Annotated in this window: 11 protein-coding genes; 9 read left to right on the forward strand and 2 right to left on the reverse strand. The window is 60.1% G+C overall.

The features are described from left to right. Window positions 1–372 precede the first annotated feature (372 nt). The 9 genes from ACA043_RS00185 to ACA043_RS00225 all read left to right on the forward strand — a co-directional run bounded on the left by ACA043_RS00185 (window position 373) and on the right by ACA043_RS00225 (window position 10,889). Entirely contained in the window at window positions 373–1,680 is a 1,308-nt protein-coding gene (locus ACA043_RS00185) for a CitMHS family transporter (RefSeq protein ID WP_401268255.1), read from the forward strand. Between the two features lie 85 nt (window positions 1,681–1,765). Continuing rightward, complete coding sequence (locus ACA043_RS00190; protein ID WP_187677270.1) at window positions 1,766–2,533, forward strand: TerC family protein; 768 nt, start codon at window positions 1,766–1,768, stop codon at window positions 2,531–2,533. 329 nt (window positions 2,534–2,862) lie between these two features. Beyond that, a complete protein-coding gene (locus ACA043_RS00195) occupies window positions 2,863–4,521 on the forward strand; it encodes a Na/Pi cotransporter family protein (protein WP_187677271.1) in 1,659 nt (552 codons plus the stop codon). A 181-nt stretch (window positions 4,522–4,702) separates the two neighbouring features. Beyond that, window positions 4,703–6,097: a M16 family metallopeptidase gene (locus ACA043_RS00200; protein ID WP_497658396.1), complete on the forward strand. Its 1,395-nt coding sequence runs from the start codon at window positions 4,703–4,705 to the stop codon at window positions 6,095–6,097. Window positions 6,098–6,291: 194 nt separating this feature from the next. After that, window positions 6,292–7,320: a DUF5924 family protein gene (locus tag ACA043_RS00205; RefSeq protein WP_401268261.1), complete on the forward strand. Its 1,029-nt coding sequence runs from the start codon at window positions 6,292–6,294 to the stop codon at window positions 7,318–7,320. Window positions 7,321–7,374: 54 nt separating this feature from the next. Then, window positions 7,375–8,523 (forward strand): ABC transporter permease, encoded by a 1,149-nt coding sequence (locus ACA043_RS00210; protein WP_187677274.1) that lies wholly within the window; start codon window positions 7,375–7,377, stop codon window positions 8,521–8,523. After that, window positions 8,520–9,323 (forward strand): ABC transporter ATP-binding protein, encoded by an 804-nt coding sequence (locus ACA043_RS00215; RefSeq protein ID WP_187677275.1) that lies wholly within the window; start codon window positions 8,520–8,522, stop codon window positions 9,321–9,323. The genes ACA043_RS00210 and ACA043_RS00215 overlap by 4 nt, the downstream gene beginning before the upstream one ends. 1 nt (window position 9,324) lies before the next feature. Next, window positions 9,325–10,263, forward strand: coding sequence for an MlaD family protein (locus ACA043_RS00220; protein WP_497658397.1), 939 nt, complete (start codon window positions 9,325–9,327; stop codon window positions 10,261–10,263). Further along, entirely contained in the window at window positions 10,260–10,889 is a 630-nt protein-coding gene (locus ACA043_RS00225; RefSeq protein WP_497658398.1) for an ABC-type transport auxiliary lipoprotein family protein, read from the forward strand. Before ACA043_RS00220 ends, ACA043_RS00225 begins: the two co-directional genes overlap by 4 nt. A 121-nt stretch (window positions 10,890–11,010) precedes the next feature. Here the strand turns inward: ACA043_RS00225 and ACA043_RS00230 are convergent, their stop codons facing one another. Together ACA043_RS00230 and gltP are read right to left on the reverse strand one after the other, a co-directional pair. Then, window positions 11,011–12,240, reverse strand: coding sequence for a nucleoside recognition domain-containing protein (locus tag ACA043_RS00230; protein ID WP_497658399.1), 1,230 nt, complete (start codon window positions 12,238–12,240; stop codon window positions 11,011–11,013). Window positions 12,241–12,469: 229 nt separating this feature from the next. Beyond that, complete coding sequence (gene gltP, locus ACA043_RS00235; protein ID WP_305440660.1) at window positions 12,470–13,801, reverse strand: glutamate/aspartate:proton symporter GltP; 1,332 nt, start codon at window positions 13,799–13,801, stop codon at window positions 12,470–12,472. Between the last annotated feature and the right edge of the window lie 584 nt (window positions 13,802–14,385).

The following is a 14,385-nucleotide window of genomic DNA, read 5'->3' on the forward strand; positions in this document are numbered from 1 at the left end:
GGCCGCGCCGAACTGAAAGCGTATGTGTCTGCGATTACAGCGTCTTCGCCTGATTTTTCGTTCCGCTCCCCGTTTTCATTGACTCCAGCCGCTTCCGACGGCCGGTTGACCGTTCATTCATAGCTTTCATCAGCGAAAGGTAGCTGAAAGGTTGCCCCATTAGGATCGCCTTACTTCCGGCAACAGACCGGTTGGCCAACGCGTGTGATTGCTCGCTCGCCCGGCCCAATTAACAACAACAATGGTGATTCTGATGTCCTCTGTAGCCCGCCTCCGCGCTGTCACTCCGCCCGTACGTCTCGTGCTTCCCGTTCTGCGCTGATCCCCACGATCCGCTCAATCAACTAGCCGCGCTACGCCTGGAGTATTCCCATGCTGACTTTCCTTGGCTTCGCCATGGTCATCACGTTCATGTTCCTGATCATGACCAAGCGCCTGTCCGCGCTGATCGCTTTGATCATCATCCCGATCCTGTTTGCCCTGTTCGGTGGTTTCGCGCCGAAGATCGGCCCGATGATGCTCGAAGGCATCACCAAGCTGGCGCCAACTGGCGTGATGCTGATGTTCGCCATTCTCTACTTCGCCCTGATGATCGACTCCGGCCTGTTCGACCCGGCCGTGCGCAAGATCCTCAAGCTGGTCAAGGGCGATCCGCTGAAAGTTTCGGTCGGCACCGCCGTTCTGGCGCTCGTCGTTTCCCTCGATGGTGACGGCGCGACCACTTACATGATCTGCGTGGCCGCCATGCTGCCTCTGTACAGCCGCATCGGCATGAGCCCGCGAATCATGGCCGGCCTGATCATCCTCGCCGGTGGCGTGATGAACATGACCCCGTGGGGTGGCCCGACCGCCCGAGCTGCCAGTGCGCTGCATGTCGATCCGTCGGACATCTTCGTGCCGATGATTCCGGCCATGGGCGCCGGTGTGGTGGCGATCTTGATCATTGCCTACTTCTACGGCAAGCGTGAACGTGCGCGTCTGGGTGAGTTGCACCTGGTGGGCGACGATATCGATCACAGCGAAATCAGCGTCTCGCAGTTCCCGGATGCCCGTCGTCCTAAATTGATCTGGTTCAACGGCGCGCTGACCTTCGGTCTCATGTGCACCTTGATCGCCGGCCTGTTGCCGCTGCCGGTGTTGTTCATGGTGGCGTTCAGTATTGCAATGATCGTCAACTATCCTTGCCTGCAAATGCAGAAGGATCGCGTCGCGGCTCACGCCGGTAGTGTGCTGGCAGTGGTCGGGCTGATCTTTGCGGCGGGTATCTTCACCGGTATCCTGTCGGGCACCGGCATGGTCGATGCGATGTCGAAGAGCCTGTTGGCGGTGATCCCTGATTTCCTTGGCCCGTACCTGGCCGTAATCACGGCGCTGGTGAGCATGCCGTTCACCTTCTTCATGTCCAACGATGCGTTCTACTATGGCGTGTTGCCGGTGTTGGCCGAGGCTGCCAGCCACTACGGGATTACCGCGGTGGAAATGGCTCGTGCCTCGATCGTCGGTCAACCCGTGCACTTGCTGAGCCCGTTGGTGCCATCGACCTATCTGTTGGTGGCTCTGGCCGGTATTGATTTTGGTGACCACCAGCGTTTCACCCTGAAATGGGCGATCCTGGTTTGTATATGCATTCTGATTGCTGCGCTGCTGTTGGGGACTTTCCCGGTGTTCAGCACTCTATAAGCCCAAGACTCACCGTTGCGGGTCCTGGCTTCGCTGTTTGAAGCCCGGACCTTTTTCGGTTTAACAATCGCTCAAAGGAATACACATGGAATGGCTGACCAACCCTGAAATCTGGGTTGCCTTCTTTACCCTGACCGCCCTGGAAATCGTCCTCGGCATCGATAACATCATCATGATTTCGATCCTGGTCAGCCGCATGCCTAAACACATGCAGCAGCGCACCCGGATTTTCGGTCTGGCGCTGGCCATGATCACGCGGATCCTGTTGCTGCTGTCGATTACCTGGGTCATGCGCCTCACCGCGGACCTGTTCGTGGTCTTCGGCCAAGGCATCTCCGGCCGCGACCTGATCCTGTTCTTCGGTGGTCTGTTCCTGCTGTGGAAGAGCTCGCAAGAGATGTACCACGCACTGGAAGGCGAAGACGAAAGCGAAGAAACGCCAGGCGGCAAGGGCGGCAACTTCCTCTACACCATCATCCAGATCGCGATCATCGATATCGTGTTCTCGCTGGACTCGGTGATCACCGCTGTCGGCATGGTCTCGCACGTACCGGTCATGGTTGCAGCGATCATCGTTGCGGTGCTGGTGATGATGCTCGCGGCGGGCACGATCAGCGAATTCATCGACAAGCACCCGTCGCTGAAAATGCTGGCGCTGTCGTTCCTGCTGGTGGTCGGTACCGTGCTGATTGCCGAGTCGTTCGACGTGCATGTGCCAAAAGGCTACGTCTACTTCGCGATGGCGTTCTCGCTGGCGGTTGAAGCGATCAACATCAAACTGCGCGGGGCGATGGCGAAGAAGAAACAGCAGCAGGATCCGGTGAAACTGCGCAAGGACATTCCGGGGCAGTAATCCGGTAGTCCAGGCGCACGCAATACCCCCCCTGTGGGAGCGAGCCTGCTCGCGAAAACGGAGTGTCAGTCGACAACAATGTTGGCTGATGCACCGCTTTCGCGAGCAGGCTCGCTCCCACATTTGTTTTGGGCAACATTCGGGAAATATGTTGGATTCAAGTGGGTGCATGAACCCATTTTCATGACACTTTTGTTTCAATCAGCACTTTAGCTGTGCAATGCTGGCGCCCAGACCGTTAGCCAACTACAGCTTAAGTATCAGAACGTAGAAACCGCGCGGTACCGTCAACTTGCTCCTCTGGGGCGCTGCTATTACAGGGGGTCTGCATGCTCACCCTGCTCAATCTTCTTTCTGCCGTCGCCCTGCTGATCTGGGGCACGCACATCGTCCGAACCGGCATCCTGCGGGTGTACGGCACCAATCTGCGCCATGTGATCGGCCAGAACATGTCCAAGCGCTGGCTCGCGTTCGTCGCCGGTATCGTCGTGACCGCGATGGTGCAGAGCAGCAACGCCACCGCCATGCTCGTCACCTCCTTCGTCGGCCAAGGCTTGATGGCGCTGACCCCGGCGCTGGCGACCATGCTCGGTGCCGACGTCGGTACGGCGCTGATGGCGCGAGTGCTGACGTTCGATTTGTCGTGGCTGTCGCCACTGCTGATTTTCCTCGGGGTGATTTTCTTTCTGTCGCGCAAACAGACGCGGCTCGGGCAGATGGGCCGGGTCAGCATCGGTTTGGGGCTGATCATTCTCGCGCTGCAATTGATCGTCGAAGCGGCTGCACCAATCACCCACGCTCAAGGCGTGAAAGTGATTTTTGCTTCTCTGACAGGCGACATCCTCCTCGACGCCTTGGTCGGTGCGTTGTTCGCGATGATTTCCTATTCCAGCCTTGCCGCCGTGCTGCTCACCGCGACGCTGGCCGGGGCTGCGGTGATCAGCCTGCCGGTGGCGATCGGTCTGGTGATCGGCGCGAATATCGGCAGCGGCATTCTGGCGTTCATGAGCACCAGCATGCAGAACGCGGCGGGCCGGCAAGTGGCGCTGGGCAGTCTGTTGTACAAGCTGATCGGCCTCTTATTGATCATCCCGGTGCTCGATCCGCTGGTGCACTGGATCGACAGCCTCGATTTCAGTCCGCAGGAAATGGTCATCGGCTTCCACCTGCTCTACAACACTGCGCGCTGCCTGATCCTGCTGCCGAGTGTCGGGCCGATGGCGCGGCTTTGCGCCTGGCTGCTGCCGGAGCGCCCGGAGGTCAACGGCACGGCCAAACCCCGTCATCTCGACGCGACCGCGCTGGTCACGCCCAGCCTGGCCTTGGCCAATGCCGCGCGGGAAACCCTACGCGTGGGCGATCTGCTCGACAACATGCTCGACGCCACCCTCGACGTACTGCGCGGCAAACAAACTGCCGTCACCCAGGAAATCCGTCGGCTGACCGATGACATCGAGTCGCTGTGCAGCGCGATCAAGCTGTATCTGGCACAGATGCCCCGCGAGGACCTAGGCGAGCACGACAGCCGGCGCTGGGCGGAAATCATCGAACTGGTGATCAACCTGAAACTGGCCAGTGACCTGATCGAACGCATGCTGCGCAAGATTCAGCAGCAGAAGACTTCGCAGCGTCGTTCGTTTTCCGAAGAGGGGCTGGAGGATTTGGCCGTCTTGCATCAGCAACTCATCGCCAACCTGCGTTTGGGTCTGTCGGTATTTCTCAGCAGCGACCGCGAAAGCGCTCGCCAGTTGTTGCGCGAGAAACGGCGCTTTCGCGCGCAGGAACGGCGTTTGGCCCATGCGCATGTCAGCCGTTTGCAACGCAAAATCGTGCAGAGTATTGAAACCAGTTCGCTGCATCTGGAGTTGATTGCAGATATGAGACGGCTCAATTCGCTGTTTTGCGGCAGCGCGTATGTGGTGTTGGAAACGGCGGATACCGGGGCGTTGGCGGCGGATGATATGAGCGACATTACGCATTCGCCTTGAACGTCTGGGGCTGGGTTTAGTCAGTAACTTTGATTCAGCCTTAAGACCTTCGCGAGCAGGCTCGCTCCCACCTTTGAAACACGTTCCCTTGTGGGAGCGACGGTGCGACGATTCGACCTGCTCGCGAAGGGCGGCCTGAATAGCGACACGGATCTCCAAATCAGCCGTATGGAAGCCTGTTATGCGTTGCCTGTTGTTCGCCTGTCTGTTGCTCGGTTCATTCCCCTCCTTCGCCCTGGATCGTTTTCAGGTCGAAGGCTATGCATTGCCCAACGGTTTGCAGTTGCTGCTCAAGCCCGGCACCGAACGCGGGCATGTGGCGATCCGGCTGGTGGTGGGTGTCGGCCTCGACGATTTTGACTGCGACGAAAAGGAGCTGCCGCACCTGCTCGAACACCTGCTGTTCAGCGGCATCGACGCCACGGGCGAAGGCGGCCTCGAAGAACGCATGCAGGCGCTCGGTGGCGAGTGGAACGCCTTCACCAGCAACGCCGACACCACGTTCGTCATCGAAGCCCCGGCGAAGAACCAGCGCAAAGTGCTCGACCTGCTGCTGGATCTGCTGACCCAGACCCGCATCGACGACAACGCAATCAACGCCGCCAAACGTGTGGTCGAGCGTGAGGACGGCGGTCACTACACCAAGCTGCAACGCTTTCTCGACCGTCAGGATCTGGGCCACACCGCGAGCAATCAACTGGCGGTCGAACTGGGCCTGAAATGTCCGCAACGCGCGGAGGTTGATCACCTGACCCAAGAGCAACTGGAGAAGGTGCGCAAGGCCTGGTACGCGCCGAACAACATGAGCCTGATCGTCGTCGGCGAACTCGACAAATTGCTGCCGGCCTATCTGGAACGCACCTGGGGGGCGCTCGACGCGGTTGAACCGAGCGAACATCGCCCGCTGCCGGACATCCGCTCCAGCGCTGCCCATGAACGCACCCTCACCCGTGGTTTTATCGGCGACAGCGCCAAGCTGCACTGGCTGGTGCCGGAACCGGTGCTGGACGATCAGTACGACCAGACCTTCGACATCCTCAAGGACTACCTCGACTGGGCGCTGTATCGACAGATACGCCTGAACCACGGTTTGTCTTATGGGCCGTGGGCCGAGCGCGAAGTGTTTGGTGGCGTCGGCTTCATGAGCCTGAATGCTGATCTGGATCGCGATGACGTTGACGAAGCCATCCAGGTGCTGGAAACCCTCAAGGCCGATCTGCTGAAAAACGGCCTCGATCCGGACACCTTCGCCCGCATCAAACAAGCTGCCATCGCCCATCAGGCCTGGGCGGTGCAAGGCAACAGCGCGCTGGCCGATTATTACTGGAGCGCGCTGGGTGACTATGAGGACGGCCGTTTCGCCAACCCCGCCCGCGAGCTGCAGGGCGTGACGCTGGACGCGGCGAACAAGGCCATGCGTGAATTACTGTTGCAACCGGGGTATCTGCGGATCGAGAAGCCGTTGATCAGTGATGATCAGGTGTTGTGGCTGAGTGCGGGTGGGCTGGGCGTGTTGCTGCTGATTCTGACTGGCTGGCGTTTGCACCACCGCCGAAAATCTGTGGGCAACCAATAACCCTGTGGTGAGGGGATTTATCCCCGATGGGCTGCGCAGCAGCCCCAAACACAGGAACCCCGTTCATTGAGGCAAACCGCATTCACCGGATTTGCGACGGCTGCGCCGCCGATCGGGGATAAATCCCCTCGCCACAGGGGTTATGTGGCGGTAACCTTTCCGGGTTTTTTCCTACAGTGTCGTGACTCCCCAAAATGCCAAAACTGACCCTGCTGATCCAGCGCATTCTCGAACTGATGAAGCGCTATCCCGGGGTCATTGCGCTTGGTGGTTTCATCTCCGGGGTCGGCAGTTTCATCCTGGTCGACCGGCAACAGGGCCTGGCGAGCTGGATCACCACGATCATGCTGCTGAGCTGGATCTGGCTGATGCTGGAAAACAGCCTGACCAAGCTGTTCACGCGGATTTTCAAACGGGAAATTCCCCAGCCGCTGCTGCGTTACGCGACGCAGATGATCCATCAGGAAAGCCTGTTTTTTGTCCTGCCGTTCTTCTTCATCACCACGACGTGGAACAGCGGCCAGTTGATTTTCACCGGGCTGTTGAGCATCGCCGCACTGATTTCGGTGATCGATCCGCTCTACTACAAATGGCTGGCGCCGCGACGCTGGGCGTTTCTCGCGCTGCATACCCTGACCCTGTTCGCCGCACTGCTCACTGCATTGCCGGTGATCATGCACCTGACCACTTCGCAGAGTTTCAAATGGGCGCTGGGCACCGCAGTGGTGTTGTCGTTCCCGAGCCTGGCGTCAATCTTCCCGATCCGCACGGTGCGCAACGCGCTGGCGATTCTGTGCATCACGGTGGGCATCGGCGGCGTTGGCTGGGTCCTGCGTTCCTGGGTGCCGCCGGCGACGCTGTGGATGAGCGACGTGGCGATCAGTACGCAGATGCAGGATCGCACCCCCGGCGCCAGCCTCGACGAGGTCAGTGCCGAACAGATTCGCAACGGCGGGCTCTACGCCTACACCGCGATCAACGCGCCGCGCGGCCTGGATGAGCGGATTTATCACGTCTGGCAGTTCAACGGCAAAGAGGTCGATCGCATCGCTCTCGACATCCATGGCGGGCGCAAGGAAGGCTACCGGGCGTGGACGCACAAGCAGAATTTCCCCGGCAATCCGGCAGGCAAGTGGCAGGTTCGAGTACTGACCGAGGATGGCCAAGTGATCGGCGTGCTGCGGTTTGAAGTGACGGACAGCACAGCGGTCAAAGAAAAGTAGTCAGGTTCGTGCTATTACGTATGCCAGCGTATTTAGCCGAAAAGCACGGAGCTTATGACCAGCCGTTCAATGACAGGCAGTGCCCAACTGGACACGTCGATCACCCCTGCCCGCCTGCGGGTTACCGGGGACTGGACGCTCGCCCATTACGCCGACCTCAAGCAACTGAGCGAAAAGCTCCACGGCCAATACGACGCCAGCACGCCGATTGATCTGAACGGCCTCGGTGCCCTCGATACCGCTGGCGCCTCGTTGCTGGTGGAACTGCTCGGTTCCGAACGCCTCGGCAAATCCGCCGAACATCCCGATTGCACGATTTCCTCTGCTGATCGCGCGCTGCTGCAAACCGTGTATCAGTCGCTGACCGATTTCTGCGTGCCGATCAAGGAACCGGAAGTCAGCGTCAGCGTGCAGTTGCTGACGCGCATCGGCCGCGCCGTCGACACGATCTGGCAAGACACCCTGCAACTGCTCGGCTTCGTCGGGCTGATTCTGGAAACCATCGCCCGCAACCTGTTCCGGCCCAAGCGCTGGCGGATCACGCCGATGATCGCGCACATCGAACAGACCGGTCTCGACGCCGCGCCCATCGTGGCGTTGCTGACCTTTCTGGTCGGCGCGGTGGTGGCGTTTCTCGGCGCGACGGTGCTGGCCAGTTTCGGCGCGACGATTTTTACCGTGGATCTGGTGGGCTTCTCGTTCCTGCGTGAGTTCGGCGTGTTGTTGACGGCGATCCTGATGGCCGGGCGCACCGCCAGTGCGTTCACCGCGCAGATCGGCTCGATGAAGGCCAACGAAGAAATCGACGCGATCCGCACCCTCGGCCTCGACCCCATGGAGTTGCTGGTAGTGCCACGGGTGCTGGCGATGCTGGTGGCGTTGCCGATGCTGACGTTTCTGGCGATGCTCTCGGGCATCGTCGGTGGCGGCGTGGTCTGCGCGGTGTCGCTGGATATTTCGCCGGCGATGTTTCTGTCGCTGCTGCAATCGGACATCGGCATTCAGCATTTCCTGGTCGGGCTGGTCAAAGCGCCGATCTTCGCCTTCCTGATCGCCGCGATCGGTTGCCTGGAAGGCTTCAAGGTCAGCGGCAGCGCAGAATCGGTCGGCGCCCACACCACCTCCGCCGTGGTGCAGTCGATTTTCGTGGTGATCGTGCTTGATGCGGTGGCCGCGCTGTTCTTTATGGAGATGGGCTGGTGAGTCGTCTACCCCGCGCGCCCGCCGAGGCGGTGATCGAAGTCCGTGGTCTGTGCAATCGCTTTGGCAGCCAGAGCGTGCACGAAAACCTCGATCTGGATTTGTACAAAGGCGAAATCCTCGCCGTGGTCGGCGGTTCCGGCAGCGGCAAGTCGGTTCTGTTGCGCAGCATCGTTGGCCTGCGCCGGCCCAGCGAAGGCAACGTCAAAGTATTCGGCCAGAACCTGCCAAGCCTGTCCGAGCACGAGCGCTCACTGGTCGAGCGGCGCTTTGGCGTGCTGTTCCAGAAAGGCGCGCTGTTTTCCTCGCTGACGGTGACCGAGAACGTCGCCCTGCCCCTGATCGAGCACGCCGGCCTGAGCCGCCACGATGCCGAGCATCTGGCCGCGGTCAAACTGGCGCTGGCCGGGTTGCCGCTGTCGGCGGCGGACAAATACCCGTCGTCGCTGTCCGGCGGCATGATCAAGCGCGCCGCATTGGCGCGGGCCTTGGCCCTGGATCCGGACATCCTGTTTCTCGACGAACCCACCGCCGGCCTCGATCCGATCGGCGCGGCGCAGTTCGATCAATTGATCCTGACCCTGCGCGACGCGTTGGGCCTTAGCGTGTTTCTGGTGACCCACGACCTCGACACGCTCTACACCATCACCGACCGCGTGGCGGTGCTGGCGCAGAAAAAAGTGCTGGTCGCGGGTCCCATCGATGTCGTTTCGGAAACGGATGACGCGTGGATTCACGAATACTTCCACGGCCCGCGCGGCCGCTCGGCGCTGGACGCCGCCAAATTGCTTAACGAGGTCTGACATGGAAACCCGAGCCCATCATGTGTTGATTGGCCTGTTCACCGTCATCGTGGTGGCCGGCGCCCTGCTCTTCGGTCTGTTCCTGGCCAAGTCCAGCGTCGACACCGAGTTCAAGGATTACGAAATCGTCTTCAACGAGGCGGTCAGCGGTCTGTCCAAGGGCAGTTCGGTGCAGTACAGCGGGATCAAGGTCGGCGACGTGGTCAGCCTGCGCCTCGATCCACAGGACCCGCGCCGGGTGCTGGCGCGGATTCGTCTGGGTGGCGACACCCCGATCAAGGAAGACACCCTGGCGAAACTGGCGCTGACCGGGATCACCGGTACGTCGATCATCCAGCTCAGCGGCGGTACGCCAGAAAGCCCGCAACTCAGAGGGCATGACGGCAACCTGCCGACCATTGTCGCCTCGCCTTCGCCGATTTCGCGCCTGCTCAACGACAGCAACGACTTGATGACCGGCATCAGTGCCCTGCTCAATAACGCCAACCACATGTTCTCCGCCGAAAACGTCGAACGCGTCAGCAACACCCTCGCCCACTTGGAACAGACCACCGGCTCGATCAACGATCAGCGCGGCGACTTGCGCCAGGCCATGCAGCAACTGGCGACGGTCGGCAAACAGGCCGGCAACATGCTCGAACAGACCTCACTGCTGATGCGCAACGCCAACGGCCTGCTCAATGATCAGGGCAAGCAAGCCCTCGGCAGTGCCGAGCAGGCGATGAAGTCGCTCGAACAGAGCAGTGCGACCATCAACGGCCTGCTGAGCAAGAACCAGAACTCCCTCGACAACGGCATGCAGGGCCTCAATGGCCTCGCCCCGGCGATCCGCGAACTGCGCGAAACCCTGACGTCGCTGCGTGCCATTTCCCAACGCCTGGAGGCCAACCCCAGCGGTTACCTGCTGGGCAGTGACAAGAACAAGGAGTTCACGCCATGAAGCTGACTCGCCTCGCCCTCCTCGCCGCTGGCGTTACCTTGATCAGCGCGTGCTCAATCTTGCCCAAGTCGGAGCCATCGGACGTTTACCGTCTGCCGAGCGCACAAGCACCCGCCTCGGCCAGTTCGGCGGCGCCGCAGCAGTGGTCGCTGCGCCTGAACAAGTTGCAGGCCAGCGAAGCGTTGAACCGGCCGAGTATTGCGGTGATTCCACAGGGTGACGTGATCAGCAGCTACAAGGCTTCGCGCTGGAGCGATCCGGCCCCGGTGCTGGTGCGTAATCGGTTGCTGGACGGCTTCGCGCGTGATGGCCGGGTGACGTTGCTGAGTACCGATGACAGCAACTTTGCCGCGGATCTGGAGCTGGGCGGGAATTTGCAGGCGTTTCAGACTGAATATCAGGGGACGCAGGCCAGCGTCGTGGTGCGAGTCGATGCGTTGCTGGTGCGTGGCTATGACCAGCGGATTCTGGCCAGCCGCCGCTTTGAAGAGCGTCAACCGTTGAGCGATGTGCAGGTGCCAGCGGTGGTGGCCGGGTTTGGCCAGGCCAGTGATCGCCTGACCGCGAAGGTCGTGGCGTGGGCGGTAGATCAAGGGCAGAAACTCGCACCACAACCCAGACCTTAAGCCCCACACAAAACCAATGTAGGAGCCAGCCTGCTGGCGATGGCGGTTTGTCAGTCACCATCATTAGTGGCTGTCAGCAAGTTATCGCGAGCAGGCTCACTCCTACAGTTTTGATCTGTGATCAGCCGAAGAACCAGTAGCACACGCCAATCGCGCCAATCACGCCCGCCAACTCCGCCAGCAACGCACACCCCACCGCATGCCGCGCCCGCTGAATCCCCACCGCTCCAAAGTAAACGGCCAGCACATAGAACGTGGTCTCGGTACTGCCCTGAATCGTCGCCGCCACCAGCGCCGGGAAGCTGTCCACGCCGGAGGTTTTCATCGTTTCAATCAGCATCGCCCGCGCAGCGCTGCCGGAGAATGGTTTGACCATCGCCGTCGGCAGCGCATCGACAAACCGCGTGTCCCAACCGGCCCATTCGACCAGATGGCGAATCCCGTCCAGACCAAAATCCAGTGCCCCGGAGGCGCGTAGCACGCCAATGGCACAGAGCATTGCGACCAGATACGGCAGCAGGTTTTTGGCGACGTCGAAGCCCTCTTTCGCACCCTCGACGAATGCCTCGTAAACCTTCACCTTGCGCAAGGCGCCTATCACCAGAAACAGCATGATCAGCCCGAACAACGTGAGATTGCCGAGGATCGACGAAAGACCCGCCAACGCGGTGGCCGACATCGTCGCCAGCAGCGCCATGAAGCCACCGAGGATCAGCGCGCCGGGAATCAGATAGGCCAGCACCACCGGGTCCCACAGGCGCAGACGCTGCATGAAGGCGACCGACAGCAGGCCCACTAGCGTCGAGCAACTGGTCGCGAGCAGGATCGGCAGGAACACCAGAGTCGGATCCGGTGCACCTTGCTGGGCGCGGTACATGAAGATCGTCACCGGCAGCAGGGTCAGGGAGGAAGCGTTGAGCACCAGGAAGAGGATCTGCGCGTTGCTGGCGATGGTGGCGCTGGGGTTGAGCTCTTGCAGCGCCTTCATGGCCTTGAGGCCAATCGGCGTGGCGGCGTTGTCCAGGCCCAGGCCATTGGCGGCGAAGTTCAGGGTGATCAGGCCGATCGCCGGGTGACCGGCCGGCACTTCCGGCATCAGCCGCAGGAACAGCGGGCCGAGAGCCTTGGCCAGCCAGTCGACGATCCCGGCCTTCTCGGCAATGCGCAGAAAGCCCAGCCACAAGGTGAGGGTGCCGAACAGCAGCACCATGACCTCGACCGACAGCTTGGCCATGGCAAAAATGCTTTCCACCATCGCCGCGAAGATTCCGGCGTTACCGCCGATCAGCCACTGCACCAGCGCAGAAATTGCTGCCACGACAAAGAAGCCAAGCCACAGGCCATTAAGCATCAGTCAAATCCCCCGGAAGATGCGGCGAATGATAGCGGGGTCGCCAGAAACGACAAACCCCGGATTTTGTCCGGGGTTTGTCTGTGCATCTCTTGTGTCTTGCTCACATCCCCTGTGGGAGCGAGCCTGCTCGCGAAAGCGTCCGGTCAGTCACATCAATGCGTGATGACATACCGCTTCGCGAGCAGGCTCGCTCCCACAGAAAAGCCAATCCCACAGGGTTCAGCAATCAGTTCTTGGAAATCTCGCCGGCCGGCAGTTTTTCCTTGCTGCGCCAGTGCGGCAGGGAGTTCCAGTAGCGCTCGCCCTTGGCGTCGTCGTACATGCCTTCCCAGCGCGCGATAACCAGCACGGCCAAAGCGTTGCCGATCACGTTCAGGGCTGTACGTGCCATGTCCATGATGCGGTCGACACCGGCGATGAATGCCAGGCCTTCCAGCGGAATACCCACGCTGCCCAAGGTGGCCAGCAGCACCACGAAGGACACGCCCGGTACACCGGCGATGCCTTTGGAGGTGACCATCAGGGTCAGCACCAGCAGCAGTTGCTGGCTGATCGACAGGTCGATGCCGTACAGCTGGGCAATGAAGATGGCGGCGATGGACTGGTACAGGGTCGAACCGTCGAGGTTGAACGAGTAACCGGTTGGTACCACGAAGCTGCAGATGGCTTTCGGCGCGCCGTAGGCTTCCATCTTCTCGATCACGCGCGGCAGCACGGTTTCCGAGGAAGCGGTGGAGTAAGCCAGCACCAGCTCATCCTTGAAGATGCGCATCAGCTTGATCACCGAGAAACCGAACAGCTTGGCGATCAGGCCCAGCACCACAAAGGCGAAGAAGGCGATGGCGACGTAAACCAGGATCACCAGTTTGGCCAGCGGCAGCAGCGAGGCGAAGCCGAAGTTGGCGACAGTCACCGCGATCAGTGCGAATACGCCGATCGGGGCGTAGTTCATGATCATGTGGGTGACTTTGAACATGCTTTCCGAGACGCCCTGGAACATCTTCACCAGCGGCTCGCGCAGATCCGACTGTAGGCTCGACAGACCGAGACCGAACAGCACGGAAAAGAAGATGATCGGCAGCATTTCGCCGCGAGCCATGGCCGCGAAGATGTTCGACGGGATCAGGTTGAGGATGGTCTCGATGAACGCGTGTTCATGCTGCACTTCGGCGGCGGTCGCCTGGTACTTGGAGATATCCACTGTACCCAGCGTGCTCATGTCGATGCCGGCACCCGGATGGAACACGTTCGCCAGAACCAGGCCAACAATAATGGCGATGGTGGTGACGATTTCGAAATAGATGATCGTCTTCAGGCCGATACGCCCGAGCTTCTTGGCGTCGCCCACGCCAGCGATGCCGACGATCAGGGAAGAGATGACGATCGGGATCACGATCATCTTGATCAGACGGATAAAGATATCGCCTGCCGGTTGCAGGACGTTGCTGATCCACCAGGCCTTCTCGGCACTGAAATGGTTGAGCAACGCACCAATTGCAATCCCTAGAACCAGACCGATGAGGATCTGCCAGGCGAGGCTGAGTTTTGCCTTCTTCATTATCTTTACCCTTACTTGCGTTTGACTCAGGCAGATGCAGGAACTGGAACGCTTTTTAGCGGAAAAGTCTGTGCATCTGCCTCCGTATAAGGTGCCCCAAAGCGCGTGTTTACGGCTCTTCGGCAGGCGAAAAAAGGCGCAACTATTCCGATGCAAGGTTGCGCCGTCTAATGCCGTAAACGCCTACCCTATGCCGAATCGGCATGAGCTTTTTTTAACGAAACTGGCGTCCCAACCGGTTCGATTGCGACATTTCAGCCGGCATAAGTGCCGTGAACCGGCCATCACAGCGCAGATTGGTTGTTTTTTGAACGAGTAATTTCGACGGAAATTTTCGGAAAAAGCCTACATTTCGAGACTAGAAGTCCTACTGGTTGGAAACATGTTTTCGCGATATACGGTCGCCAGGAAACACCGCGAAATGTTTTCGCGCGCAGTGTGAGCGATAAAAGGATGAGCAGGACGCTCTAGATCAATGTTCTGCCTGATTGAAAGCTCAGCGCAAGTCCGTCGAGCCACTGTGGATCGGCGAACCTGCGACGCAGCTTTTACCCTGACCCGGCCCTTGCGCAGGCACTCCCTGT

This window comes from Pseudomonas sp. LBUM1648, from assembly GCF_059716145.1.

Bases quoted from the DNA above. Each gene is read 5' to 3' on its own strand.
- ACA043_RS00185 (WP_401268255.1), top strand. From the start codon at position 373: ATGCTGACTTTCCTTGGCTTCGCCATGGTCATCACGTTCATGTTCCTG.
- ACA043_RS00190 (WP_187677270.1), top strand. From the start codon at position 1,766: ATGGAATGGCTGACCAACCCTGAAATCTGGGTTGCCTTCTTTACCCTG.
- ACA043_RS00195 (WP_187677271.1), top strand. From the start codon at position 2,863: ATGCTCACCCTGCTCAATCTTCTTTCTGCCGTCGCCCTGCTGATCTGG.
- ACA043_RS00200 (WP_497658396.1), top strand. From the start codon at position 4,703: ATGCGTTGCCTGTTGTTCGCCTGTCTGTTGCTCGGTTCATTCCCCTCC.
- ACA043_RS00205 (WP_401268261.1), top strand. From the start codon at position 6,292: ATGCCAAAACTGACCCTGCTGATCCAGCGCATTCTCGAACTGATGAAG.
- ACA043_RS00210 (WP_187677274.1), top strand. From the start codon at position 7,375: ATGACCAGCCGTTCAATGACAGGCAGTGCCCAACTGGACACGTCGATC.
- ACA043_RS00220 (WP_497658397.1), top strand. From the start codon at position 9,325: ATGGAAACCCGAGCCCATCATGTGTTGATTGGCCTGTTCACCGTCATC.
- ACA043_RS00225 (WP_497658398.1), top strand. From the start codon at position 10,260: ATGAAGCTGACTCGCCTCGCCCTCCTCGCCGCTGGCGTTACCTTGATC.
- ACA043_RS00230 (WP_497658399.1), bottom strand. From the start codon at position 12,240: ATGCTTAATGGCCTGTGGCTTGGCTTCTTTGTCGTGGCAGCAATTTCT.
- gltP (WP_305440660.1), bottom strand. From the start codon at position 13,801: ATGAAGAAGGCAAAACTCAGCCTCGCCTGGCAGATCCTCATCGGTCTG.